Genomic DNA, 25,127 nt, shown 5'->3' on the forward strand with positions numbered 1-25,127 from the left:
TGTGTGACGAGCGATCCCACTGCATCTCCTGCCACCCCGACGGCCCGCGAGATGATCGGTGCCCTGGGTGGCTTCGGCCGCGGCCTGCTGCGTCCCCGGCGCCCGGACGAACGGCTTCTCGCCTCGATCGGCGACGCCGGCCTGCCCCGGGGCGACCGGACGGTGACGGTACGCACGATGCCCCAGGTCCCACGGACGCTGCCCGCCGGCGGCCTCATCGAGGGCGCCGGCCTCCACCGGCGCGTACGCAACGCGATGACCTGCTTCGTGATCAGTCATCCCGAAGCGACCTTCGTCGTCGACCCTTCCTACTGCCGCAATGCTCCGGATCGAGCGCTGGGCGAGCTGCCGGGCATGCTGCGACGCCTGGTGACACCGCCCGCGGACACCGTTGCCACCATCGACTCGCTCGGAGCGGCGCAGATCCAGCCCGACTTCGCCCTCCCGACCCACGGCCACTGGGACCACGTCTGCGGCCTCCTGGACCTGCCCGGCCTCCCGGTCCACATGCGCACCATCGAGCGCGACTGGATCCTCGGCCCCGGCCGGCCGCCCGTCGGGGGAGTGCGCCCGGCGCTGACCGACGGACGGCCCGTGGAGACGTACGACCTCGACGGCCCGCCCGTCGCGACGTTCACCGCCTCCCACGACCTCTTCGGTGACAGCTCCGTGCTGCTGGTCGAGCTCGCCGGCCACACGCCGGGCAGCATCGGCGTCCTCGCCCGGACCGCCTCCGGCTGGGTCTTGATCGCCGGCGACGCCGCCTGGCACTACGACCAGGTCGACCTGATCAGGCAGAAGCCGGCCTTCCCCGGCAAGCTCGTCGACGAGGACCGGGACGCCGCCTTCGCGACCCTCCACCGCCTGCACCTGGCCCGCCATCTGATGCGAGTCGTCCCGACCCACGACCACGACGCGTCCAGTCGCCTCTAAAACCTGGAAGAGGCTCCCGATGGGAGCCTCTGACCTGGTGAAACTGCTGTGCGCTTAGGAGGACTTGAACCTCCGACCCCCACATTATCAGTGTGGTGCTCTAACCGTCTGAGCTATAAGCGCAGGCGCCAACTGGGGGTGGAAGCCCCACCAGCAGGCGAGAGGAAACATTACCCGTCCGCCGCCCGCGGAACCAAAACGGTGACACCCCGGTCACCCTGGGGAGGTCAGTCCGAACCTGGTTCGGATGGGCCTCCCCAGGGTTAGGGTGCCAGCATGTCCGACTCGGAGGACCTGGAAGCGATCTTCGCGCGTGAGGATGCAGCGCGGATGTTGGATGCTCAGCGGCGGATGCAGGACGGCGTCGCGACCCATGCCCAGCTCACCGCGGGCGGCCTGGGCCGGATCGACATCGAGCGGGCCGTACGCCGCAACGAGCTCCGCCGCGTGCACCCTCGCGTCTACATCGACCACACCGGCCCACTCACCTGGGAGCAGCGCGCCTGGGCCGCGGTGCTCTACGCAGACCCGGCCGTGCTCTGCCGGGAGAGCATCGAGGCACCCAGGGGCCGCGACGACGGCCGGCCGATCCACGTCGCCATCGACCACTCCCGCAAGGTGATGCCCCAGCCCGGCATCGTGATCCACCGGATGCGGGACCTGAAGCTGAAGGCCTACGGCGGCGCGCCACCGCGCCTCAGGGTCGAGGACAACGCTCTGGCGATGGCGAACGAAGCCAGATCCGAGATCGATGCGATCGCGCGGGTCGCCGAGGTTGCGAACCGGTCCTACGTCACTGCCGCGAGCCTCCAGGCGGCCTTGGATCGCGCGCACTCCCTCCGCCGCCGCAAGCTCGTCCAGGGGCTGGTGGACGACCTCGCGACCGGCACGCACTCGGTGCTCGAGCACGGCTACCTCACCAAGGTCGAGCGTGCCCACGGTCTACCAAGAGGACGGCGCCAGTCGCCGCGGATCGGTCCTTCGGGCAACCAGTTCCGCGACGTCGAGTACGAGGCGTACGCCCTGGTGGTCGAGCTCGACGGTGCGCTCGGCCACGACACGTGGCGCGACCAGGCCCGTGATGCCGACCGTTCGTTGGACGATCTCGCGGAGCTCGGGGCGGTGACCGCGCGACTGCGGTTCCACCAGGTGTTCGACACCCCGTGTCAGACAGCCGCCCGCGTGGGACGGATCCTCACCAGGAACGGCTGGAGCGGGACGCTGCAGAACTGCGGCCAAAGCTGCCTCGTGAACAAATGAACCTGGGGAGGGCCATCCGAACCATGTTCGGACAGCCCTCCCCAGGTTGCGGGAGCGGGTGCGGCTCAGTTCTCGGTGAGCTCGACCTCGACGCCGCCGAGCAGCGCGGCAGCCATGTTGTAGAGGAACGCGGCGAGGGTGGCGACGGCGGTCATGAGGACGATGTTGACCACCGAGACGACCATGGTGAAGCCCATGACACGGGCGAGACCGATGTAGTCCTGCACGTTCCAGCCGGCGCTGGAGTCACCGACGACATCCTGGACCGCCTGGTTGATCGAGTCCCACACACCGGCGGCGCCGAGCACCGACCAGATCACGAAGACGGCGACGATGACCACGACGCTGAGCGCGATCGAGAGCAGGAAGGCCATCTTCATGACAGACCACGGGTCGATACGGCTCAGGCTCAGCCGAGCCCGGCGGGCCGAGCCGCTGACCGCGTCACGCTCCGCGCCGGCAGGGCCGGAGGTGCGGGCGGTCGAGGCCACCGCCGAGGAGGTACGCCTCGCAGCGTTGGCCACCGTGTCCGTGATCCGCTGGGTCACCGGCTGTGCTGCGGTCTCGTTCCGCTCAGTCATCGCGACTCCCCCAGTCGTGCTGTCGGCGGTGCGGTCCGTCATCAGGATTCATCTTCCGTCGTCGTCTCGGACAGCGCTCCGTGCTCGCCGTCTCCACCGATTGTTACATCATCTGCAACCTCTGTCCCGGGGACGATCTCATCGTCGACCTCGCGGGCCTCGACGGAGCGGGCCACGACGGCGACCGAGTCACCCTTCTTGGGCGAGACGAACTTGACGCCCTGGGTGGAGCGACCGGTGGCCCGGAAGTCCGAGTTGATCGGGCTGCGTACGACCTGGCCGGTCGCAGTGATCGAGAGGATCTCGTCGCCGTCGACCACGATGAACGCACCGACCAGACCGCCACGGTCGGCGTTGGCCAGGGCCATCGTCTTGATGCCCAGACCGCCGCGGGACTGCAGCCGGTACTCGGAGATCTTCGTACGCTTCGCGAAGCCGCCGTCGGTGATCGTGAAGACGAACTGCTCCTTGACCTCGTCCGGCGACTCGGCACCGGAGACCGGAGCGGCGACGTCCGCGGTGTCCTCGTTGGCCTCGGAGAGCCCGGCCGCGATCTCGGCGGCGACGTGCTCAGCCCGGATGACCGACATCGACAGCATCGAGTCACCCTCGCGGAACTTCATGCCGGTGACACCCGAGGTCGCCCGGCCCATCGGCCGCAGCTGGCTGTCGTCGGCACGGAACCGGATCGCCTGACCCTTGCGGGAGACGAGCAGGATGTCGTCCTCGGAGTTGACCAGCTCGGCACCGATCAGCTCGTCGTCGTCCTCGCGGAAGTTGATCGCGATGACACCGGCCTGACGAGGCGAGTTGTAGTCCCCGAGCCGGGTCTTCTTGATCAGACCGGAGCGGGTCGCGAGCACGAGGTAGGGAGCCTGCTCGTAGTCGCGGATCGCGAGCACCTGGGCGATCGACTCGTCCGGCTGGAACGAGAGCAGCCCGGCCACGTGACCACCCTTGGCGTCACGCGCCGCCTCGGGCAGGTTGTAGGCCTTGATCCGGTAGACCCGGCCGGCGGTGGTGAAGAAGAGCAGCCAGTGGTGGTTGGTGGTCGAGATGAAGTGCTCGACCACGTCGTCGCCGCGCAGGGTGGCGCCGCGTACGCCCTTCCCACCGCGCTTCTGGGTGCGGTATTCGTTCGCGAGGGTGCGCTTGGCGTAGCCGCCGCGGGTGATCGAGACGACCAGCTCCTCATCGGGGATGAGGTCCTCCATGGAGAGGTCGCCGTCGGCCGCGATGATCTGGGTGCGCCGGTCGTCGCCGTACTTCGCGACGATCTCGTCGAGCTCGTCGCCGACGATCTGCCGCTGACGGGCGACGTTGGCGAGGATGTCCTCGAGGTCGGCGATGATGACCTCGAGCTCGGCGAGACGGTCGACGATCTTCTGCCGCTCCAGCGCCGCGAGGCGACGCAGCTGCATGTCGAGGATCGCGTTGGCCTGGACCTCGTCGATCTCGAGCAGCCGGATCAGGCCCTGGCGGGCGTCGTCGACCTCGGGCGAGGAGCGGATCAGCGCGATCACCGCGTCGAGCTGGTCGAGTGCCTTGACCAGGCCGCGCCAGATGTGGGCGTCCTCCTCGGCCTTGCGCAGCCGGAAGGCCGTACGCCTCCGGATGACGTCGATCTGGTGCTCGACCCAGTTGGAGATGAACTGGTCGATCGAGAGCGTGCGCGGGACACCGTCGACCAGCGCCAGCATGTTGGCGGAGAAGTTGGTCTGCAGCTCGGTGTGCTTGAGCAGGTTGTTGAGTACGACACGGGCGACCGCGTCGCGCTTGAGCACGACCACGAGCTGCTGCCCGGTGCGGGAGGAGGTGTTGTCCTTGACGTCCGCGATGCCCTGCACCTTGCCGGTGTCGGCCAGGTCGGCGATCTTCTGGGCCAGGTTGTCCGGGTTCACCATGTAGGGGAGCTCGGTGATGACCAGGGTGGTGCGGCCCTTGTTGTCCTCGTCGACGTCGATCACCGCGCGCTGGGTGATCGAGCCGCGGCCGGTGCGGTAGGCCTGCTCGATGCCCTCGCGGCCGACGATCAGCGCGCCGTTGGGGAAGTCGGGGCCCTTGACCCGCTCGATCAGCGCGTCCTGGAGCTCCTGCTTGGTCGCGTCGGGGTGCTCGAGCGCCCACTTGGCGCCGGAGGCGACCTCACGCAGGTTGTGCGGCGGGATGTTGGTCGCCATGCCGACCGCGATACCGGCCGAGCCGTTGACCAGCAGGTTCGGGAACCGCGCCGGCAGGATCGCCGGCTCCTGGGAACGGCCGTCGTAGTTGGGGCCGAAGTCGACGGTGTCCTCGGTGATGTCGCGGACCATCTCCAGCGCCAGCGGCGCCATCCGGCACTCGGTGTAACGCATGGCCGCGGCCGGGTCGTTACCGGGCGAACCGAAGTTGCCCTGGCCGTGGATCAGCGGGTTGCGCATCACCCACGGCTGCGCCAGCCGGACCAGGGTGTCGTAGATCGCGGTGTCGCCGTGCGGGTGGTAGTTACCCATCACCTCACCGACGACACGGGCGCACTTCGAGAACCCGCGGTCGGGGCGGTAGCCACCGTCGTACATCGCGTAGAGCACCCGCCGGTGGACGGGCTTCAGGCCGTCGCGTACGTCAGGCAGCGCGCGGCCGACGATGACGGCCATCGCGTAGTCGATGTAGCTGGACTGCATCGAAGCCTGCAGCTCGACGGTCTCGATCCGGCCGCCGGCAGCGGTCTGCCCGGAGCCTTCCGGAGGAGTCTCGGTCACGATTTCACTTTCTGCGTGCGTCTATCGGTATCTACGGTCTGGAGCAGACTCAGATATCGAGGAATCGGACGTCCTTGGCGTTGCGCTGGATGAAGGAGCGTCGCTCGGCGACGTCCTCACCCATGAGGATGGAGAAGATCTCGTCGGCGTGAGCGGCGTCCTCGAGGGTCACCTGCAGCAGCAGTCGCTGCGAGGGGTCCATCGTGGTCTCCCACAGCTCGTCGGCGTTCATCTCGCCCAGACCCTTGTAGCGCTGGACCGGGTTCTCCTTGGGAAGCTTCTTGCCCTGCTCGAGACCGTCGCGCATGAGCGCGTCACGCTCGGCGTCGGAGTAGACGAACTCGTGCTCCGCCGGCTTGTTCCAGCGCAGGCGGTAGAGCGGCGGCTGGGCGAGGTAGACGTAGCCCTGCTCGATCAGCGGCTTCATGAACCGGAACAGCAGCGTGAGCAGCAGCGTGTTGATGTGGTGGCCGTCGACGTCGGCGTCGGCCATCATCACGATCTTGTGGTAGCGCAGCCGGTTGATGTCGAAGTCGTCGTGCACGCCGGTGCCCAGCGCGGAGATGATCGACTGGACCTCCTGGTTGGCGAGCACCTTGTCGATCCGGGCCTTCTCGACGTTGAGGATCTTGCCTCGGATCGGGAGGATCGCCTGGATGCGCGGGTCGCGGCCGGACTTGGCCGAACCACCCGCGGAGTCACCCTCGACGATGAAGATCTCGCACTCTTCGGGGTTGGTCGACTGGCAGTCGGCGAGCTTGCCGGGCAGACCGCCACCGCCGCCGATGCCCTTGCGGTTGCGGGCCAGGTCGCGGGCCTTGCGGGCCGCGATCCGAGCCGAGGCCGCGGCCATCGACTTGCGGATTACCTCCTTGCCCTCGGCCGGGTTCTGCTCCAGCCAGGCGCCGAGCTGGTCGTTGACCGCGCCCTGCACGAAGCCCTTGACCTCGGTGTTGCCGAGCTTGTCCTTGGTCTGACCCTCGAACTGCGGCTCGCCGATCTTCACCGAGATGATCGCGGTGAGGCCCTCGCGGATGTCGTCACCGGTGAGCCGGTCCTCCTTCTTCTTGATCAGGCCCCACTCCTCGCCCCAGCGGTTGACCAGGGTGGTGAGCGCGGCGCGGAAACCCTCTTCGTGGGTGCCGCCGCCGGGGGTGTTGACCGTGTTGGCGAAGGTGTGGACCGACTCGTTGTAGGAGGACGCCTGCCACTGCATGGCGATCTCGACGCTCATCGGGTTGGGCGCCTTGTCGTCGGTCTCGGTCTCGAAGGCGATGATGCTGGAGACCGGGGTCTTGCGCTTGTTGAGGTGGTCGACGTAGTCGGCCAGACCGCGCTCGTAGTAGAAGGACTGCTCCAGCACCCGGGTGCCGTTGCCGGTGCTGTGCAGCTCGTCGGCGCTGTCGGTGTCGGACTCGATGGTGCCGTCCTCGACGGCCTCGGCGAGCGCGGACGCCTCCGGCCGCTCGTCGCGCAGCTCGATCCGCAGCCCCTTGTTGAGGAACGCGGTCTCGCGGAAGTGGCTCGAGATCGTCTCGAGGTTGTAGTCGGTCGACTCGAAGATGTCGGCGGAGGCGTTCCACGAGATCGTGGTGCCGGTGCGCTCACCATCCTCGAGCTCACGCACCTCGCGCAGGTCGTAGTCGGGTACGCCGCTGGTGAACTCCTGCTCCCACAGGCGGCCGCGGTTCTTGATCTCCATGTGGAGGTTGGTCGAGAGCGCGTTCACCACGGACGAGCCGACACCGTGCAGACCACCGGAGACCTTGTAGCCGCCACCGCCGAACTTGCCGCCGGCGTGCAGCACGGTCAGCGCCAGCGTCGCGGCCGGCACGTCCTGGCCGGGCGCGGTGTCGGTCGGGATGCCTCGGCCGTTGTCGGCGACGCTCACCCAGCCGTCCTCGCGCAGCGTCACCTTGATGGTGTCGCAGTAGCCGGCCAGCGCCTCGTCGACCGCGTTGTCCACGATCTCCCAGATCAGGTGGTGCAGGCCACGGGCTCCCGTCGACCCGATGTACATACCCGGGCGTTTGCGGACCGCTTCGAGCCCTTCGAGAACCTGGATGGCAGACGCGTCGTATTCGACTCCGTCTGCGGTCTTGTCGTCCGGCATGGGAGTCGTCTGGTCGGCAGCGGTCACCGGTGCGATCCACCTGTCATTTCGGTCCGGATTCGGACGTGGTGTCGGTCGGGCATGCAACGGGCCGACCAGCGCCGGGGAAGTAAAACCTACGACGATCGACCCAACTCCGATATTACCCCGTAGAACCCCGGATTCCACGCACGCCGCCGTTCCTGAGGGGGAACTGTGATCGAAATGAGCGTCTGTACGTCTCCTGACGGTGTCTCTGCGCCCTCAGCAGGGGGCTCGGTGAGTCCCTATACGTTCTCGGGGCGCCCAGAGCGGCAGATCGCGGCGCACGGGTCGAGCCTCGAACACCTGTTCATGACCCGCTCCCGGCCGCCCACTCAGCCGTAGGTGTCGCGGGGTCCGCGGCCGTCGCGTACGCCTCGGGGACCCTTCTTCCACGACGGCAGATGCGGGCCGAGCACCTCGATGACGAGGACGGTGCCGTGCCCCAGCTCCTCGTTGAGCCGCTTCACCAGGGTGGGCGCCAGCAGCTTGAGCTGGGTGGCCCAGGCGGTGGAGTCGGTGCGGACGGAGAGCTTGCCGTCGGCGTACGACTCCGGGGTGGTGTGGTCGGCGATCTCCTCGCCGACGATGTCGGGCCAGCGGGCCATCACGCCGTGGACGCGCAGCGAGGTGTCCCAGCCGTGGTCGTTGACCATCCGGCTGACCACCGAGTCGATGAGCTGGGGGTCGCGGTCATCGGGCCGCGCGCCCGAGACCGTGCCGCGCCGGGTGGCGTTGTCCGGCGTACGCCGCTTCTTCCGCATCCCCACCTTGGGCGCGGGCATCTTGGCGGTGGCTCGGGTCAGGGAGCGGGCCAGGTCGAGACCGTCGGGGCGCTTCTCCGGTTCCTCTTCTTCCGGGGTGGTCTCGACAGGCTCGACCACCTGCGGGTCCTCGTCACTCATCGCGGGTCACCTCGCCGGCCCTGACGTGGTAGCGGGCGCCGGCGAGAGCGGCCGGTACGTCCTCGGAGACCGCCGCGGTGACCAGCACCTGCTCGGCGTCGGCGACCAGCTCGGCCAGCTGGACCCGCCGCTGGCTGTCGAGCTCGGCGAAGACGTCGTCGAGGATCAGGATCGGGTCGTCGCCGTCGGCCCGGAGCAGGTCGTACGCCGCCAACCGGAGCGCCAGCGCGAACGACCAGGACTCGCCGTGGCTGGCATAGCCCTTCACCGGGAGCCGTTCGGCACCGGCGCTGATGTGGAGGAGCAGGTCGTCACGGTGGGGACCCACCAGGCTGATGCCACGGTCGAGCTCGTCCTTCTGGCGTCGCGCCAGTTCCTCGAGGATCGCCTGGCGGAGGGTTTCCACGGTCGGGGTGGTGGTCTCGACAAGCTCGACCACCGACGACTTGTAGGTGATCTCGGCGTCGTCCCGGCTGGCGCCGCGGGCGACGGTCTCGTAGGACTTCCCGACATAGGGGTGCAGCGCCTGCACCAGGGAGAGCCGCTGGGAGAGGATCTCGGCGCCGATGCCGGCGAGGTGGTCGTCCCAGACGGCCAGGGTGGCGAGCGCACCCTCGCGAGCCGAGCCGCGCGCGAGCCCGGCGGTCTTGAGCAGCGAGTTGCGCTGCTTGAGGACGCGGTCGTAGTCGCTGCGTACGCCGGCCAGACGGGGGGCGCGCAGGATCATCAGGTCGTCGAGGAAGCGGCGCCGGTCGGAGGGGTCCCCCTTGACGAGGGTGAGGTCTTCGGGGGAGAAGACGACGGTGCGGACCAGGCCGACCAGGTCGCGGGTGCGGGGGAGCGGGCTCTTGTTGATCCGGGCCTTGTTGGCGCGGCCGGCGTTGATCTCGACCTCGAGCGTCGCGGTGCGGCCGTCACGCACGACGGCGGCGCGCACGACCGCCTGCTCGGCGCCGGCCCGGACCAGCGGCGCATCGGTGGCGACGCGGTGGGACTGGAGACGGGAGAGATAGTCGATGGCCTCGACCAGATTGGTCTTGCCCTGGCCGTTGCGCCCGACGAAGGCCGTCACGCCCGCTTCGAGAGGGACTTCGACGTTCGGATAGGAGCGGAAGTCGTGCAGAGAGAGGTGTGAGACGTACATCGTGTTTCCTCTCTCGTTAAGGTGCCTGCATGACCCAGTCTCCCAACCCTTACGGCCCGCCTCCAGGGCAACCCGCCTATGGCGAGCCGGCCGGGCCTTTCTACCTGTCGGTGATGGGCCAGGTCCATGGGCCCTACCCGGTCCAGCAGCTCGCTCAGATGGCTGCCGCGGGACAGATCAAGTCGGACACCCCGGCGAGCCTCGGCACCGACCAGCAGTGGTTTCCCGTGAAACAGATCCCCGGCGTCTTCTCGAGCCGGGAGTGGTTGGTCACGCTGCTGCTCTCCATCTTCCTCGGGTCGCTCGGCGTCGACCGGTTCTACGTCGGGCAGATCGGCCTCGGCGTCCTCAAGCTGGTCACCTGCGGCGGCTTCGGGATCTGGACCATCGTCGACCTGATCCTCGTGATCGTGCGGAAGTTCCCGGATGTCGACGGCAAACCCCTCGCCTGACCTGCACGAACGCCTCGCGGCGGTGAGCTCCACGGAGGTCACCGCCGCCATCGGCGTCGGCGGAGTCGTGATCGCGGCCGTCCTGCCCGCCGGCGGGATCGAGGACGGTCCGGTGCTCTGCCCGTTCCGTGCGCTCACCGGGCTGCCCTGCCCCGGCTGTGGTCTGACCCGGTCGTGGGTCTACCTGATGCACGGTGACATCGGGTCGTCGCTGGCGAGCAACTGGTTCGGCCCGGTGCTCATCCTGGCCGTCGTCGTCCTCGCCGTGGTCTCGGTCCGCTCCCGGTTGGCCCGGACGCGCCCTGCCGACCTCGACAAGCTGGTGAAGAGCCCGGTCGTGCTCGGCCTCTTCGCACTTTTCATCACCTACGGCGCCGTGCGCCTGATCCTCACCATGACCGGAGTCGTCGACCCCATCTGAGCGGTGGTCGAGCGTGTCGAGACCACCACCACGGACGATCAGGCCTCGGACTCCGAGATGACCGCGTGCCCGCCGAAGCCGTTGCGCATCGCGGCGATCGCCTTCATGGCGTGGTCGTCCTCCTGGCGCGAGACGAACCGCGCGAACAGCGAGGCCGAGATCGCCGGCATCGGGACGGCGTTCTCGATCGCGGCCTCGACCGTCCACCGGCCCTCGCCGGAGTCGTCGGCGTAGCCCTTGATCTTGTCGAGGTGCTCGTCCGCGCGCAGCTGGTCGACGAGAAGATCGAGAAGCCAGGAACGTACGACCGTTCCGGTGCGCCACGAGGCGAAGATCTCCGGGACGTTGTCGACGATGTCGACCTTGTCGAGGAGCTCCCAGCCCTCGGCGTAGGCCTGCATCATCGCGTACTCGATGCCGTTGTGGACCATCTTGGAGAAGTGGCCGGCGCCGGGGGTGGAGCCGCAGTGGACCAGACCGTCCTCGGTGCCGGTCGGCTTGAGCGCTTCGAAGGCAGGCATCACCTTGGCAGCGTTCTCGGCGGAGCCGCCGTACATCAGCGCGTAGCCGTTCTGGAGACCCCAGACACCGCCGGAGACACCGCAGTCGACGAAGCCGATGCCCTTCTCGGCCAGGCTCTCGGCGTTCTTGGCGTCGTCGGTGTATTTCGAGTTGCCGCCGTCGACCACCAGGTCGCCCTCACCGAGGAGCTCCTTGAGCTCGGCGATCGTGGAACGGGTCGGGTCGCCCGCCGGCACCATCACCCAGACCACCTTGGGGCTGGGCAGCGCCTCGACCAGCTCCGCCAGGCTCGCCACGTCGGCGAGATCGGGGTTGCGGTCGTATCCGACGACGGTGTGACCGGCCTCCCGCAGCCGGGTGCGCATGTTGCCACCCATCTTGCCGAGACCCACGAGTCCGATGTGCATGCGAGGTTTCCTATCCACGGTGGTCGAACTTGTCGAGACCACCCTAATGAGCGAGCGAATCAGGAAAGCAGGCGGCGCGGCATCAGCAGGTAGCGGAAGCCCGGCTCCTCGCCACCCTCGGCCGGCTTGCCGCTGATCACCACAGGCTTCGGGGCCTGCGTGAAGGCCAGCTCGACGACCTGCTCGTCGATCGCCTGCAGCCCGTCGAGGAGGAACTGCGGGTTGAACCCGGTGGTCAGACCCTCACCCTCCATGGTCGCCTCGATCGACTCGGACGCCTGCGCCTCGTCGCCGGAACCCGCGTCGAGGGTGAGCACGCCGTCCTCGAAGACCATCTGGACCGCGGTGTTGCGCTCGGCGACCAGGGCAACGCGCTTGACCGACTCGACCAGGGAGGCCTTGTCGACCAGCGCGGTGGTGAGGTGCTCGGCCGGGAACAGGCTGCGCACCTTTGGGAACTCGCCGTCGAGCAGACGCGTCGTGGTGCGGCGTACGCCACCCGCGGCCGCGCCCTCGAAGCCGATGATCCCCTCACCGGTGCCGGTGGTGGAGAGCGCGAGGGTGACCTCGCTGCCGCTGGTCAGCGACTTGGCGGTGTCACCGAGCACCTTCGCCGGCACCAGCGCGGCGAGGCTCTCGTCGGGAGTCGCCGGGTTCCACTCGAGCTCGCGGTGGGAGAGCCGGAAGCGGTCGGTGGCGAGCAGCGAGATCGTGGAGCCCTCGATCTCGAGCCGCACGCCGGTCAGCACCGGGAGCATGTCGTCGCGACCGGCGGCGGTCACGGCCTGGGCGACTGCGTGGGCGAACAGCTCCGACTTCACCGTGCCGGCCGCGGTCGGCATCTCCGGCAGGGTCGGGTAGTCCTCGACCGGCATCGTCTGGAGGCTGAACCGCGCGCTGCCGCAGGTGAGCGAGACGCGGGCACCGTCGGTGACCATCTCGACCGGCTTGGCCGGGAGGCTGCGGCAGATGTCGGCGAGCAGCTTGCCCGAGACCAGTGCCTTGCCCTCGTCCGCGACCTCTGCCGAGAGCGTCGCCCGCGCGGAGGTCTCGTAGTCGAACGTGGAGAGCACCAGGCCCTCGTGACCCGCCTCGATCAGCAGACCGGAGAGCACCGGGGTGCTGGGGCGTACCGGAAGGCTGCGGGCAGCCCAGGCGACGGCATCCGCGAACACGTCGCGGTCGACGCGGAACTTCACGATGACCTGTCCTTCTTCTAACTCGACATCGGGGCGTATGAGGACATGCGGTCCGGGCTGTGCTTGAACCTGGGGGAAGACGCCACCGGTTCCGGAACGCCCCCGCGTTGACATGACCTGGAGTACGCATCCTGCCACGGACCGCCGACAACCGGTAAGCGCTCAGCTGTGTCGACTCCGCGCAGGCGGGTCTGTGCACTCGAGGCGCCGAGCGGGTTGTCCCCAGGGAAGGGCGTTCGTGGAATTTCACCGAGGATCCATGGAGATAAATAGTTTCGTACGTCGTAAGAGCATCTGTGGGAAATGTGGATGAGGCGCGTCTTCCCAGGTCATGGCAGAAATTGTGATTCCACAGGGGATGTGGACGCCATGCTGAAATGACGCACGTCACTGTGGGCTGTGGAGAGCTGTCGGCCCGTTTCGGTGTTTTGTGCACAGGCCATCCCCTTTTCCATCCCATTTGAACCGCCGGTTCTCCACAGGTTCCACCCAGCCTGTGGGCTGTGGACAACCTGGGAAATCTCGTCCTGTGGGTTTTCGCCATCTCAAAACGCGGGATCGCCCACAACGCGAAACGGCCGCCGACCCGGAGAGGTCAGCGGCCGCGTACGGCTGTGTCTGCGGCTACGCCTGGCGCGCCTGCATCTTCACGCGGTTGGTGAGCTCGGAGACCTGGTTGAAGACGGCCCGGCGCTCGGCGAGCAACTGGTTGATCTTGCGCTCGGCGTACATCACGGTCGTGTGGTCGCGGCCGCCGAAGTGCTTGCCGATCTTGGGCAGGGAGTCCTCGGTGAGCTCGCGGCACAGATACATGGCGATCTGGCGGGCCATGACGAGGTGACGGCCACGCGAGGGCCCGGTGAGCTCGTCGATCGACAGCCCGAAGTAGGCCGCGGTCTGGGCGATGATCAGGCCGGCGGTGATCTCGGGCTCGCCGCCCTCGGGGATCAGGTCCTTGAGCACGATCTCGGCCAGAGTGAGGTCGACGTCCTGGCGGTTGAGGTTGGCGAACGCCGTCACCCGGATCAGCGCGCCCTCGAGCTCGCGGATGTTGGTCTGGATCTTGCTCGCGATGAACTCGAGCACGTCCGGCGGCGCGGTGAGCCGCTCCATCGCCGCCTTCTTACGGAGGATCGCGATGCGGGTCTCGATGTCGGGCGGCTGGACGTCGGTGATCAGACCCCACTCGAACCGGTTGCGGAGCCGGTCCTCCAACGCCTCGAGCCGCTTGGGCGGGCGGTCGGAGGTGAGCACGATCTGCTTGTTGGCGTTGTGGAGCGTGTTGAAGGTGTGGAAGAACTCCTCCTGCGTCTGGGTCTTCCCCTCCAAGAACTGGATGTCGTCGATCAGCAGGACGTCGACATCGCGGTAGCGCCGCTTGAACCGGTCCTGCCGGTCGTCGCGGATCGCGTTGATGAACTCGTTGGTGAACTCCTCCGAGCTGACGTAGCGCACCTTCGCCCCGGAGTAGAGACTCCGCACGTAGTGACCGATCGCGTGCAGCAGGTGGGTCTTGCCCAGACCCGACTCCCCGTAGACGAGCAGTGGGTTGTAGGCCTTGCCCGGTGCCTCGCTGACCGCGACGGCGGCGGCGTGCGGGAACCGGTTGGACGACCCGATGACGAACGTCTCGAAGGTGTACTTCGGATTCAGCCGGGTCTCGAGGACGTTGTGGCTGGGCTCGCTCGCCCGCGTCGGCGGGCCGGGGACGAGCGGTCGCGGCGGGGCGGGCTCCTCGACCGGGGCCACCGGAGACACCGGCGGCGCCGGGGGATTTGTCGACATGTCGCCATACCCCGGACGTACGTCCTCGTGGCCCGCAGGCGGAGCCGGCTGCTGCGCGGGGGGCGGCGCGATCGGAGCCTGCGGCCCCGAGTACGCAGCGGGCGCCCCCGGCTCGTCGAGCGGCCGGGTCGCCGGCGGGACGCCCGGGATCAGCCCGGGCGAGTTGGGCGGGTAGACCGACTGATGCGGGAACGCCGACTGGTTCGGGAACGCCGACGGGTTCGGGAAGGCCGTCTGCTGCAGGGCAGCGGCGGCAGCTGCGGCCGCGTCCGCGGCGGCGATCTCGCGCTCGGAGATCATGATCGCCTGGGTGTCGGGATCCGGCGTGACGTCGAGGTCGGGGTTCACGGTGACCGCGATGCGGATCTCGCGGTCGAAGATCTCGCCCAGCGACTTCTCCAGGGAGCCACGCAGGCGGCCCTCGATCTGGTTGCGGGTGAAGTCGTTGGGGACCTCGACGATCGCGGTCGACCCGTGCAGCGTGAGCGGCTCACTGTCGCGGAGCCAGGCTCGCTGGTTCGGCGGGAGCTCGGCGACCACCCTCGTCCATGCGGACTGGAGATCTGGCTGTGGTTCTGGCGCGAGGCCGGAGTGCTCCACAGGTTCCTGCCTTCCCTGATGGCTCGGGTGGGTGGTCTTGTCTTGATGCAGCCTGGATTGATGCAGCGGTCTGGTCTACATCCTCCACAGACTTTTCCACAAGCTGTGGAGCATCCCCGAATGTAGGCATCGGAGAGCAACCGAGACACGTCGCCGTCCTCGAGAATCCGACCGTTTCGGCAGGTCAGGCGGGAAAAATAGATCCCGGCATGGCATCCCCCCGAATGCGGCCGACGCTCCTGACGATGTGCAGGGAAACCTCGGTAGAGGACGAAGTTACCGGCTGGCGGTGGTGACGGGCAACCCGTCCTCCACAGGTTGCGGGCGAATCACAGGGGTGTGATAGGGCGCGAGTTTGACCGTGGTTTCGCCGTCCACGTACCGTTACTAGGTCGCCCGGTCTACGGGTGCCGCATGTCCACGCCTCGCCTCGCCGGGGCGCGGACGGGCGGTGCTTGTTGAATCGGCCCGCCTGGATCCACCGAGGGCGACCCCATCAGACCAGCCGGCAGAGCATCCGGCCCCACACAACTAAGGAAGCACCCGTGAGCAAGCGTACTTACCAGCCGAACAACCGCCGCCGTCACAAGACGCACGGTTTCCGCCTGCGCATGCGCACCCGCGCCGGCCGTGCCATCCTCGCGGCGCGCCGTCGCAAGGGTCGCGCGAGCCTGACCGTCTGAGGCCCCGGCCTCAGCCACCACGCGCGTGCTGCCACGTCGCCACCGACTGACTGATTCGTCGGGCTTCAAAGAAGCGGTACGACGAGGGAAGCGCGCGGGCTCGAAGAGCCTGGTGGTCCACCTGCTCGTCCCCGGTGCAGATACCGACCGGGAGAGCGAGCCGCAGGTGGGCTTCGTGGTGAGCAAGGCCGTCGGCCCGGCTGTCGTCCGGAATCGTGTGAAGCGCAGACTGCGTCACCAGGCCCGGGAGTCCCTGAGCGGACTCCCGGGCTCTGCTGTGCTTGTGGTCCGTGCGCTTCCGGCTGCCGCCGACGCCGACTACGACGCGCTGGGCGCCGATCTGCGGCGCTGCCTGGAGCGAGTGCTCCGATGAGCTCGGGGGTCCGTGTCGTACGTGGCGCTGTCGACAAGCTCAACCACCTTGTTGCGGCCGTCCTGATCGGACTGCTCCACGTGTGGCGGACGCTCATCAGTCCGCTCTACGGCGACGTGTGCCGCTACTACCCGTCGTGCTCGGCGTACGGACTCGAGGCCGTCAGGACGCACGGCCCGTGGCGCGGGACCTGGCTGACGGCGCGCCGTCTGGCCCGCTGCGTCCCCTGGGCCAAGACCCGGGGCTTCGATCCCGTACCCGCCCCGAAGAAATGTGAAGAGACCCAAGACCTTGTCCGTGTAAGTGCGGACCCCCCAAACCGAGGAGCCTGATCCGTGGGAGCCATAGGCGATCTGTTCGGATGGATCGCAACACCGCTGTATTACGCCATCTCGGGCATCCTGCTCGTGTGGCAGAAGGCGTTCTCGTACGTCATTCCGTCTGAAGGTTGGCAGTGGGCGCTGGCCATCGTCGGCCTGACCGTGACCATCCGGGCGCTGCTGATCCCGCTGTTCGTGAAGCAGATCAACTCCAGCCGCAACATGCAGCTGCTGCAGCCGAAGGTGAAGGAGCTGCAGAAGAAGTACGGTCACGACCGCGAGAAGCTCGCCAACGAGACCATGAAGCTCTACAAGGACTCGGGCACCAACCCGTTCGCGTCCTGCCTGCCGTTGCTGCTGCAGATGCCGATCTTCTTCGTGCTGTTCCGGATGCTGGAGCACGCGTCGAACGGTGACGGCAAGGGCTTCCTGACCGACTCGGCGGCGCACGAGTTCGCCACCTCGAGCTGGCTGGGCTCGCTGCTCTCCGACCAGTTCACCACCGCCGATCACATGTCGACGCGGATCCTCACCGGGTTCCTGGTCGTGGCCATGATCGCGACCACGTTCCTCACCCAGCGTCAGCTGATGTCGAAGAACATGCCGGCCGACGCCATGACCGGGCAGTACGCCCAGCAGCAGAAGCTCCTGCTCTACGTGCTGCCCGTCGTGTTCGCCGTCGGTGGTATCGCCTTCCCGGTCGGAACGATCCTCTACTGGACCTCCTCCAACCTGTGGACCATGGGCCAGCAGTTCTACGTGATCCGCAACAACCCTGCCCCGGGGACGCCGGCGTTCGACGCCAAGCAGGAGCGCGACCGGGAGAAGCGTAAGAAGAAGGGCCTGACCGACGCGGAGATCGACATCGCCGAGGCCAACGAGGCGGCCGCGGACGAGAAGCGTCCCGCGACGCGCACCCAGCCCAAGAACCAGACCCGGAGCCAGCGGAAGAAGGCCGGCACGAGCGCCGGTCGCTCCACGACCCAGAAGAACGGGGGAACCAAATGACGACTCAGGATGTGAGCGAGACCGCGGAGGCGGTCAGCGAGGAGACGCGTCTCAAGCAGCTCGAGCAGGAAGGTGACATCGCGGCGGACTACCTCGAGGAGCTCCTCGACATCGCCGACCTCGATGGTGACCTCGACATGGACGTCGAGGGCGACCGTGCCGCCGTCTCGATCGTCGGTGGCGACCTGCAGCAGCTGGTCGGACGGCACGGTGAGGTCCTGGACGCGCTCCAGGAGCTGACCCGGCTCGCGGTCTACCGTGAGACCGGTGAGCGGTCCCGGCTGATGCTCGACGTCGGTGGCTACCGTGCCGACCGTCGCTCGACGCTCATGGCGCTCGCCGAGGAGACCGTCGCGAAGGTCAAGGAGTCCGGTGCCCCGGTCTCGCTCAAGCCGATGTCGCCCTTCGAGCGGAAGGTCGTCCACGACGCCGTCGCCGCCGCCGGACTCACCTCCGAGTCGTCGGGTGTCGAGCCGCGGCGTTACGTGGTCGTCCTGCCTGAGTGACGCTGAGCCAAAGAGATCGCCCCTCGTGCCGTGTGGCACGAGGGGCGATCTGCTTTTCCGGATGTTTCACGTGGAACGAGGGGCGTCCTCAGGACCGGTAGACGACGACCCGGTCACCGATGCGGATCTGGTCGAAGACCCACGCGATCGACGACTTGTTGCGGACGTTCACGCAGCCGTGGGAGCAGCCGTTGTAGCCGCGGGCGGCGAAGTCGGAGGAGTAGTGCACCGCCTGGCCGCCGTTGAAGAACATCGCGTACGGCATCGGCGTGTGGTAGATCGAGGAGACGTGGTTGCGGCTCTTCCGGTAGACCTTGAAGGCGCCCTCGCGGGTCGGGGTGTCCGAGCAGCCGAAGCGGGCATCCATCGCCCGGACGATGTTTCCACCTCGTACGTAGCGCATCCGGCGGTCGGTCTTGTCGACGCAGAGCACGCGGCCGGTGAGGCAGCGACGGTCCAGGTTGTAGAGCGCGGCGTCGGTGGGCGTGCTCGTCAGTGAGCGGAGACGGTCGAGGGTGCGCTGATTGACCTTGCCGGTGATGGCCAGGTGCTGGTTGCGCTGGAAGATCTTGACGGCGCCGGTCGTCTTCGAGCCGTAGTAGCCGCTCACTCGGCCGCTGTAGATGCGACGTTCCTTGAGGCGGGCCTGGATCTTGCGGACCCCGAGGCCCGACGAGCCCTGCTGATAGAGGACGGTGTACGCCGTGTGCAGCCCGATCTGCCCGACGGAGGAGGACGGCGCGCTGGCCTGGGCGCTGCTCGGCGCCGCGATCGAGCCCAGGGAGAATCCCAGGGAAAGGATGGTGGTGAGGAAGATCGCCACCGGGGTTCTACGGACGTTCACATCAGCTCCGTGGGTCAAGGATGGGGGCCCGGTCGCGCGGGCCGCGGGGTCGCACAGCGAGTGCGACGTTCTACGACTAAGACGTTCGAGCAGCGTGCGCGGTTGCATCAGATTCGCGAGGCTGCTCGCGGACTGTAGCGCACCCCGAGCCCCGACGAGGCCTTTCGGATCGCTTCCGTGGACTCTGCGGACTGAGCCGTCTTTCGGGCCTCTGTGAGCGGCGGTGTTTCACGTGAAACGGGGTGCTCGAACTGGGTGGTGGTCGAGCTTGTCGAGACCACGAGTGTGTCCGGTGGTCGAGCTTGTCGAGATCACGAGTGTGTCCGGTGGTCGAGCTTGTCGAGACCACGACTTTGAAGCGGGGGTGGTGGTCTCGACAGGCTCGACCACCGGGCATCGGTCATCGAGCTTGTCGAGATGGCCTCTGAGGGGACGGCCTCGGTGATCGAGCTTGTCGAGATCACGCGGGTGGCGGGTGATCGAGCTTGTCGAGATCACGGCGTGCTGAGGTAGGCGTGGTGGTCTCGACAGGCTCGACCACCGTGTATCCGCGTCAAGGGGAGCGGTCAGGGGTGAGGGGTCTGCGACGTGTTGGCCAGGTCCGGAAGATCCCCGGGCCGTCCTCTGACGAGCGCAAGGCGCTTCGCGCGACTCCAGTTCTGGATCTGCTTCTCGCGGGAAAACGCATCGTCGACGTTGTCGTACTGCTCGTACCAGACCAGTTCCACGGGGAGGCGATGACGGGTGTATTCCGAGCCGAGGCCGACGCGGTGCTCGGACAGTCGGCGTTCGAGATCGGTCGTGCTGCCGACGTAGAGAGTTCGGTCGGCGCAGAGGAGCATGTAGGTGTAAGCCATGTCCTCATCATGAGCGTGACCACCGACAGTTTCCGGACGTCATGTAGAGACGGTGGTACGCCGAGGTCGAGCCTGTCGAGACCTGGACCGTCGTGGGGAGGGAGTGGTCTCGACAGGCTCGACCACCGGAAGTTCTTGGTTGCGCGTTTCACGTGAAACAGTTCGTACGTGAGCGAGGAACGTGAGGACTTGGGTGGTCTGGGCGAGCCCGACCCGAGGGCGGCGAAGGTCTTTCCGGCCGATCGGCTGGAGCTCGCGGAGAAGTACGCCGCCTGGTTGGCTGACGCGGGGGTCGTGCGCGGTCTGATCGGGCCGCGAGAGGTTCCGCGGCTGTGGGATCGGCACATCCTCAACTGCGCCGTGCTGGGGGAGGTGATCCCCGAGGGCGTCGCGGTGGCGGACATCGGGTCGGGAGCGGGGCTGCCCGGCCTGGTCCTTGCGATCGCCCGGCCGGATCTGCAGATCACGCTGATCGAACCGCTGCTGCGGCGTACGACCTTTCTCGAGGAGGTCGCCGAGGACCTCGGGCTCGAGAACGTCACGGTTCTGCGGGGGAGGGCGGATGCCTTCCATGGCGAGCTCGGGTTCGACGTGGTGACCTCGCGAGCCGTCGCCGGCCTGGGGAAGCTGCTCGACTGGTCGATGCCGTTGGTGGTGCCCACCGGAGCGCTGGTCGCGATGAAGGGGTCGAGCATCGAGGCGGAGATCGACGAGGCCGGCCCGGTGCTGAAGAAGTGGGGATGCGCGCCGCCGACCGTCTCGGAGCTCGGTGTAGGCGTTTTGGAGACGACAACTGTCGCGGTTCGGGTGGTTTGGTCCGATCCCGCACGGGTAGATTGGCCGCCGGTCCCGAAGGGCGGCCACAAAGGGTCCAAGGGCGGATCGCGAAAGAAGAAACACCGCCGCTGAAGGTGGTCGAGCTTGTCGAGACCACGAGATTTCGGGCGTGAGACGTCATCTCGACAAGCTCGATGACCGAACGATGAGGATGAGGACACATGCCGTACGACGACGAGAGCGCTCAGAACGCCGTTTCACGTGAAACCGACGAACCGGTGTCGATCAGGCTCCGTACGGCCGGCGACATCGCATCCTTCGAGAACGACTTCGCCACGGAGGCGACACCGCTGGCCGCTGCCGCCGAGCACACGCTCCTGGCGCGTGGTGCGGCGAGCAACCGCCCTCCGCTTCCGCGCCCTGCGAGCACCCGGGTGATCGTCTCCGCCAACCAGAAGGGTGGCGTCGGCAAGACCACCTCGACGGTGAACATCGCGGCGGCTCTGGCACAGCTCGGCCAGAAGGTTCTGGTCATCGACCTCGACCCGCAGGGCAATGCCTGCACCGCGTTCGACGTCGACCACTTCCAGGGCACCCCCGGGACGTACGAGGTCCTGGTCGAAGGCGCCGCGCTCGAGGACGTCGTCGTGCCGGTCCCGAAGCTCGATGGGCTCGAGCTCGTGCCGGCGACCATCGACCTGGCCGGCGCCGAGGTCGAGCTGGTCGAGGAGGACGGTCGTGAGCAGCGTCTGAAGGAGGCGCTCGCCAAGTCTCCCCGCGTGGGTGACGGGGAGGACCGATGGGACTACGTCCTCATCGACTGCCCGCCCTCGCTGGGTCTGCTCACGGTCAACGCGCTCGTCGCGAGCACCGAGGTGATGATCCCGATCCAGGCGGAGTACTACGCGCTGGAGGGTCTCGGCCAGCTCCTCAAGACCGTCGAGATGGTGCGTGCCGCGCTCAACCCGACGCTGAAGGTCTCCTCGATGCTGATCACGATGTACGACGCCCGCACCCGCCTCGCATCGCAGGTCGCCGAGGAGGTGCGCGAGCACTTCGGTGACACGGTCATGCGCACCTTCATCCCCCGCGCTGTGCGCGTGTCCGAGGCGCCGTCCTTCGGGCAGACGGTGATGACGTACGACCCCGGTTCGCCGGGTGCGCTGAGCTATCTCGAGGCCGCCAAGGAGCTCGCCAAGCAGGGCGAGCAGGGATGACTGAGCTTGTCGAGATCGCCAGCAATTCAGGCGGAACATCGGTGGTCGAGCTTGTCGAGACCACCCGCAAAGCAGCAGAGAACTGACATGAAGAATCCCGGTGGTCGAGCTTGTCGAGACCACCATCAGCAGCATGGAACTGACATGGGGGACATCCAGATATGAGCAAGCAGCCGCCGAAGCGTGGTCTCGGACGAGGTCTGGGCTCGCTGATCCCGACCGCTCCGCCTCCCGTCGGAAACGAGTCGACGGACAGCGCTTCTGTCCAGCTGGACGTCCGTCATTCGGACCTTTCCGCTGGAGCGACTTCTGGCCCATCCGTGGACCCTGGGTCCACCGACCCGGCGGAAGGCCGCCAGATCGAGAATTCGGATCTGGCGCCCGTCGACGGCGCATATTTCGCCGAACTTCCGGTCAAGCAGATCCATCCCAACCATGTGCAGCCTCGTCAGGTCTTCGACGAGGAAGCGATGGGTGAACTGGTCCATTCGATCAATGAGATCGGCCTTCTCCAGCCCATCGTCGTCCGGAAAGTGGCAACAGACTCCTACGAGCTGGTCATGGGTGAGCGCCGCTGGCGTGCCACCCAGAAGGCGGGCCTCGATGTCATCCCGGCCATCGTCCGCGAGACCGACGACACCGACATGCTCCGGGACGCGCTCCTGGAGAACCTGCACCGCTCACAGCTGAACCCTCTCGAAGAGGCGGCCGCCTACCAGCAGCTGCTCAACGACTTCGAGTGCACCCACGACGAGCTCGCCCAGCGGATCGGCCGATCGCGGCCGCAGATCTCCAACACGATCCGGCTGCTGAAGCTCTCTCCGTCGGTCCAGCGGAGGGTCGCTGCCGGCGTGCTCTCGGCCGGTCACGCTCGGGCTCTGCTCGCGGTCGACGGTGAGGCCCAGCAGGACAAGCTGGCGCAGAAGGTGGTGGCGGAGGGCATCTCCGTACGTGGCCTCGAGGAGATCGTCGCCCTGGGCGATCCGGACGGTGACGCCTTCGCCACGCCGCGCGTCCGGAGGGCCAAGCCGAATGCTCCTGGGCTCAAGGAGATCTCCGACCGGCTCTCGGACCGCTTCGACACCCGGGTCAAGGTCGATCTGGGCCGCTCCAAGGGAAAGATCACCGTCGAGTTCGCCACGCTGGACGACCTGCGCCGGATCGTCGAGCTGATGTCTCCGCCGGCTGACGAATCCATTTAGACATCAAGCGATAAAGCGTTTTGTCGACAAATCGCCAGAGAGATTTCAGGGACGGCTCTCGACAAGCTCGACCACCGGTGACCCCGGTCATCGAGCTTGTCGAGATGACTCCCCTTGAGCGGGGCGATCGAGCTACTGCGTGTTAGTCGACGGGTGCTCAGCGCCGCGGATCGGAAGACCAGGGATCGGGCCGGTGGCACCGAACGTCTCCAGGAGCTCCATCTCGGCCTCGATGACGCCCGCCAGGCGGCGTACGCCTTCCCGGATCCGCTCCGGGGTGGGATAGCAGTAGGAGATCCGCATCGAGGAGGCACCGAATCCGTCGGCGAAGAAGCCGGTGCCGGGGACGTACGCGACTCGCGCGGTGACCGCGCGGGGGAGCATGGCCTTGCAGTCGATGCCGGCGGGGAGCGTCAGCCAGACGAAGAAGCCGCCGTCGGGCTTGGTCCAGGTGCAGGCCGCGGGCATGTAGTCCTCGAGCGCGTCGAGCATGGCGTCGCGGCGCTCTCGGTACATCTCCCGCATCTGCTTGATCTGGCCCTGCCAGTCGTGGTTGGAGAGGTAGGCGGAGACGGCCATCTGGTTGAACGGCGGCGGACAGAGCGTCGCGGACTCCTGGGCGAGGACGAGCTTCTCGCGGATCGCGGAGGGGGCCAGCGCCCAGCCGACGCGAAGGCCGGGGGAGAACGTCTTGGAGAAGGAACCGAGGTAGATGACGCCGGGGTCCTGGGCGCGCATCGCCGGGCGCGGTTCGTCGTCGAAACCGAGGAGACCGTAGGGGTTGTCCTCGAGGACGAGGACGTCGTGGCGCCGGCAGATCTCGAGGATCTCGGTGCGGCGCGCGGGCGTCATGGTGACGCCGGTCGGGTTCTGGAAGTTCGGGATCGTGTAGAGGAACTTGACCTTGCGGCCCGAGGCCTTGGTGGAGACGATCGCCTGCTCCAGGGCGCTCGGGATGAGGCCCTCGGAGTCGACCTCGGCGTGCACCACGTCGCACTGGTAGCCCTTGAAGACGCCCAGAGCGCCGACGTACGAGGGTGCCTCGCAGATCACCACGTCGCCGGGGTCGCAGAAGACGCGGGTGACCAGGTCGACGGCCTGCTGGGAGCCGACGGTGACGACGACGTCGTCCGGGTGGGCTTCGATGCCCTCCAGGCGCATGACCTCGCAGATCTGCTCACGCAGGACGGGGTCGCCCTGGCCACCGCCGTACTGCAGCGCGGTCGGGCCCTGCGTCAGGATGAGGTCCTGGATCGATTCGCCGACCACGTCCAGCGGGAGGCTGGAGATGTTGGGCATGCCACCGGCCAGCGAGACGACCTCCGGGCGCGCTGCGACTGCGAAGAGAGCTCGCACCTCCGAGACCGTCATGCCTGCCGTGCGGGCGGCGTAGCGGTCGGCGTACGGATCGAGGCGGGATGATGTTGCGCGCTGGGGAAGATCAGTCATGGTGTCACCATCATGAAGGATCGCATACGCTGGTAACAGACCCTTAACCGAGTATCAAGGGTGAGACATGGCACGCCGCATTCTTCCGCTGACGCTGGACCTCTTCGCCGAGGTCCCGGCGCCGTGCCGGGCCTGTCTGTTCTGGGAGCGTGACCCCGTCGGCCATCGCCGCGTCGACGCGTCGCAGACGATCGCGCTCAAGGAGGCGTGGATCTCCGAGGTGCTTCGCGAATGGGGGTCGTGCGGCCGGGTGGCCGTGGTGGACGGTACGCCGGCGGGATTCGTGCTCTACGCACCGCCGGTCTTCGTCCCGAGGGTGGCCTCGTTCCCGTCCGGACCGGTCTCCGCCGATGCGGTCCTGATGACCACGGTCTGGATCGACCCGCGTCGCGCCGGCGGCGGGATCGGCCGCATGCTCGTCCAGGGAATGGCTCGTGACCTGGTGCAACGCGGTCAGTTCCGGGCGATCGAGGCCTTCGGGGACGTCGGGCCGTTGAGCGGCATCCATGGCCGGCGCTGTGCCGCCCCGGCCGACTTCCTGGGGCGCGTGGGATTCAAGACCTACCGCGACCACCCGACCGTGCCGCGGATGCGGATGGACCTGAAGCAGACCGTCACCTGGATCGACGACTTCGAGACGGCGTGGGAGCGGCTGCGGGAGGTCGTACGTCCTCGGAGCCATCCGTCGCCTGCCTCCACGGAGCTGCACCGCGACGGCGAGTGATTGTTTCCCGTGAAACGTGGTGGTCGAGCGGTGGTCGAGCTTGTCGAGACCACCGACTTCAAATGACGATGGCGCGCCACTGT

At 67.5% G+C, this 25,127-nt stretch carries 24 protein-coding genes and 1 tRNA gene; 13 read left to right on the top strand and 12 right to left on the bottom strand.

What is annotated here, in order from left to right:
• Positions 1–3: 3 nt before the first annotated feature.
• The gene (locus ACIA03_RS28140; protein ID WP_396988804.1) at positions 4–933 is read left to right on the top strand and encodes an MBL fold metallo-hydrolase; all 930 of its coding nucleotides are present in this window, start codon (positions 4–6) and stop codon (positions 931–933) included.
• 49 nt (positions 934–982) lie between these two features.
• On the opposite strand, the gene ACIA03_RS28145 is transcribed toward ACIA03_RS28140, so the two are convergent.
• Positions 983–1,056: transfer RNA gene (locus ACIA03_RS28145), tRNA-Ile, on the bottom strand.
• 153 nt (positions 1,057–1,209) lie between these two features.
• On the opposite strand from ACIA03_RS28145, the gene ACIA03_RS28150 reads away from it, so the two are divergent.
• Positions 1,210–2,193: a hypothetical protein gene (locus ACIA03_RS28150; protein WP_396988805.1), complete on the top strand. Its 984-nt coding sequence runs from the start codon at positions 1,210–1,212 to the stop codon at positions 2,191–2,193.
• A 65-nt stretch (positions 2,194–2,258) separates the two neighbouring features.
• Here ACIA03_RS28150 and ACIA03_RS28155 read toward each other — a convergent pair whose 3' ends face one another.
• The 5 genes from ACIA03_RS28155 to recF form a co-directional block, all read right to left on the bottom strand.
• On the bottom strand, positions 2,259–2,774 hold the full coding sequence (locus ACIA03_RS28155) for a DUF3566 domain-containing protein (protein WP_396988807.1): 516 nt from the start codon (positions 2,772–2,774) through the stop codon (positions 2,259–2,261).
• 41 nt (positions 2,775–2,815) lie between these two features.
• Positions 2,816–5,515, bottom strand: coding sequence for a DNA gyrase subunit A (gene gyrA, locus ACIA03_RS28160; RefSeq protein ID WP_396988809.1), 2,700 nt, complete (start codon positions 5,513–5,515; stop codon positions 2,816–2,818).
• Positions 5,516–5,564: 49 nt separating this feature from the next.
• Positions 5,565–7,628: a DNA topoisomerase (ATP-hydrolyzing) subunit B gene (gene gyrB, locus ACIA03_RS28165; RefSeq protein ID WP_396988845.1), complete on the bottom strand. Its 2,064-nt coding sequence runs from the start codon at positions 7,626–7,628 to the stop codon at positions 5,565–5,567.
• Positions 7,629–7,984: 356 nt separating this feature from the next.
• Complete coding sequence (locus ACIA03_RS28170) at positions 7,985–8,554, bottom strand: DUF721 domain-containing protein (protein ID WP_396988811.1); 570 nt, start codon at positions 8,552–8,554, stop codon at positions 7,985–7,987.
• Positions 8,547–9,698, bottom strand: coding sequence for a DNA replication/repair protein RecF (gene recF, locus ACIA03_RS28175; protein ID WP_396988813.1), 1,152 nt, complete (start codon positions 9,696–9,698; stop codon positions 8,547–8,549). The genes ACIA03_RS28170 and recF overlap by 8 nt, the downstream gene beginning before the upstream one ends.
• Before the next feature lie 29 nt (positions 9,699–9,727).
• On the opposite strand from recF, the gene ACIA03_RS28180 reads away from it, so the two are divergent.
• Both ACIA03_RS28180 and ACIA03_RS28185 read left to right on the top strand, forming a co-directional pair.
• Positions 9,728–10,150 (top strand): NINE protein, encoded by a 423-nt coding sequence (locus ACIA03_RS28180; RefSeq protein ID WP_396988815.1) that lies wholly within the window; start codon positions 9,728–9,730, stop codon positions 10,148–10,150.
• 22 nt (positions 10,151–10,172) lie between these two features.
• The gene (locus ACIA03_RS28185; RefSeq protein ID WP_396988816.1) at positions 10,173–10,571 is read left to right on the top strand and encodes a DUF2752 domain-containing protein; all 399 of its coding nucleotides are present in this window, start codon (positions 10,173–10,175) and stop codon (positions 10,569–10,571) included.
• 38 nt (positions 10,572–10,609) lie between these two features.
• Here ACIA03_RS28185 and gnd read toward each other — a convergent pair whose 3' ends face one another.
• The 3 genes from gnd to dnaA form a co-directional block, all read right to left on the bottom strand.
• Entirely contained in the window at positions 10,610–11,500 is an 891-nt protein-coding gene (gene gnd / locus ACIA03_RS28190) for a phosphogluconate dehydrogenase (NAD(+)-dependent, decarboxylating) (protein WP_396988818.1), read from the bottom strand.
• A gap of 59 nt (positions 11,501–11,559) precedes the next feature.
• On the bottom strand, positions 11,560–12,699 hold the full coding sequence (gene dnaN / locus ACIA03_RS28195) for a DNA polymerase III subunit beta (protein ID WP_008355535.1): 1,140 nt from the start codon (positions 12,697–12,699) through the stop codon (positions 11,560–11,562).
• Between the two features lie 624 nt (positions 12,700–13,323).
• Positions 13,324–15,024, bottom strand: coding sequence for a chromosomal replication initiator protein DnaA (dnaA, locus tag ACIA03_RS28200; protein ID WP_396988821.1), 1,701 nt, complete (start codon positions 15,022–15,024; stop codon positions 13,324–13,326).
• Between the two features lie 605 nt (positions 15,025–15,629).
• Between dnaA and rpmH the strand changes: the two genes are divergently transcribed.
• The 5 genes from rpmH to ACIA03_RS28225 are packed head-to-tail and all read left to right on the top strand — an operon-like array spanning position 15,630 to position 17,974.
• Entirely contained in the window at positions 15,630–15,767 is a 138-nt protein-coding gene (gene rpmH / locus ACIA03_RS28205) for a 50S ribosomal protein L34 (protein WP_008355531.1), read from the top strand.
• A gap of 25 nt (positions 15,768–15,792) precedes the next feature.
• Positions 15,793–16,140: a ribonuclease P protein component gene (rnpA, locus tag ACIA03_RS28210; RefSeq protein WP_396988823.1), complete on the top strand. Its 348-nt coding sequence runs from the start codon at positions 15,793–15,795 to the stop codon at positions 16,138–16,140.
• Positions 16,137–16,472: a membrane protein insertion efficiency factor YidD gene (gene yidD / locus ACIA03_RS28215; protein WP_396988825.1), complete on the top strand. Its 336-nt coding sequence runs from the start codon at positions 16,137–16,139 to the stop codon at positions 16,470–16,472. Before rnpA ends, yidD begins: the two co-directional genes overlap by 4 nt.
• Positions 16,473–16,475: 3 nt before the next feature.
• Positions 16,476–17,468 carry a membrane protein insertase YidC gene (gene yidC / locus ACIA03_RS28220; RefSeq protein WP_396988827.1) on the top strand — a complete coding sequence of 331 codons (993 nt, stop codon included), beginning with the start codon at positions 16,476–16,478 and terminating at the stop codon, positions 17,466–17,468.
• Complete coding sequence (locus ACIA03_RS28225) at positions 17,465–17,974, top strand: R3H domain-containing nucleic acid-binding protein (protein WP_186348777.1); 510 nt, start codon at positions 17,465–17,467, stop codon at positions 17,972–17,974. The genes yidC and ACIA03_RS28225 overlap by 4 nt, the downstream gene beginning before the upstream one ends.
• A gap of 88 nt (positions 17,975–18,062) precedes the next feature.
• Here the strand turns inward: ACIA03_RS28225 and ACIA03_RS28230 are convergent, their stop codons facing one another.
• The gene (locus ACIA03_RS28230; RefSeq protein ID WP_396988829.1) at positions 18,063–18,818 is read right to left on the bottom strand and encodes a L,D-transpeptidase family protein; all 756 of its coding nucleotides are present in this window, start codon (positions 18,816–18,818) and stop codon (positions 18,063–18,065) included.
• 566 nt (positions 18,819–19,384) lie between these two features.
• A complete protein-coding gene (locus tag ACIA03_RS28235) occupies positions 19,385–19,675 on the bottom strand; it encodes a GIY-YIG nuclease family protein (RefSeq protein ID WP_396988830.1) in 291 nt (96 codons plus the stop codon).
• 168 nt (positions 19,676–19,843) lie between these two features.
• Between ACIA03_RS28235 and rsmG the strand changes: the two genes are divergently transcribed.
• The 3 genes from rsmG (at position 19,844) to ACIA03_RS28250 (ending at position 22,871) form a co-directional block, all read left to right on the top strand.
• Positions 19,844–20,584: a 16S rRNA (guanine(527)-N(7))-methyltransferase RsmG gene (gene rsmG, locus ACIA03_RS28240; protein ID WP_396988831.1), complete on the top strand. Its 741-nt coding sequence runs from the start codon at positions 19,844–19,846 to the stop codon at positions 20,582–20,584.
• A gap of 89 nt (positions 20,585–20,673) precedes the next feature.
• Positions 20,674–21,669, top strand: a complete 996-nt coding sequence (locus ACIA03_RS28245) for a ParA family protein (protein WP_396988832.1) — start codon at positions 20,674–20,676, stop codon at positions 21,667–21,669.
• A 161-nt stretch (positions 21,670–21,830) separates the two neighbouring features.
• On the top strand, positions 21,831–22,871 hold the full coding sequence (locus tag ACIA03_RS28250; RefSeq protein ID WP_396988833.1) for a ParB/RepB/Spo0J family partition protein: 1,041 nt from the start codon (positions 21,831–21,833) through the stop codon (positions 22,869–22,871).
• Between the two features lie 132 nt (positions 22,872–23,003).
• Here the strand turns inward: ACIA03_RS28250 and ACIA03_RS28255 are convergent, their stop codons facing one another.
• The gene (locus tag ACIA03_RS28255; protein ID WP_396988834.1) at positions 23,004–24,320 is read right to left on the bottom strand and encodes a PLP-dependent aminotransferase family protein; all 1,317 of its coding nucleotides are present in this window, start codon (positions 24,318–24,320) and stop codon (positions 23,004–23,006) included.
• A 67-nt stretch (positions 24,321–24,387) separates the two neighbouring features.
• On the opposite strand from ACIA03_RS28255, the gene ACIA03_RS28260 reads away from it, so the two are divergent.
• Complete coding sequence (locus ACIA03_RS28260; RefSeq protein WP_396988835.1) at positions 24,388–25,044, top strand: GNAT family N-acetyltransferase; 657 nt, start codon at positions 24,388–24,390, stop codon at positions 25,042–25,044.
• Positions 25,045–25,127 lie beyond the last annotated feature (83 nt).

This window comes from Nocardioides sp. NPDC051685 (assembly GCF_044453405.1).
In the GTDB taxonomy this organism is placed as follows: Bacteria; Actinomycetota; Actinomycetes; order Propionibacteriales; family Nocardioidaceae; genus Nocardioides.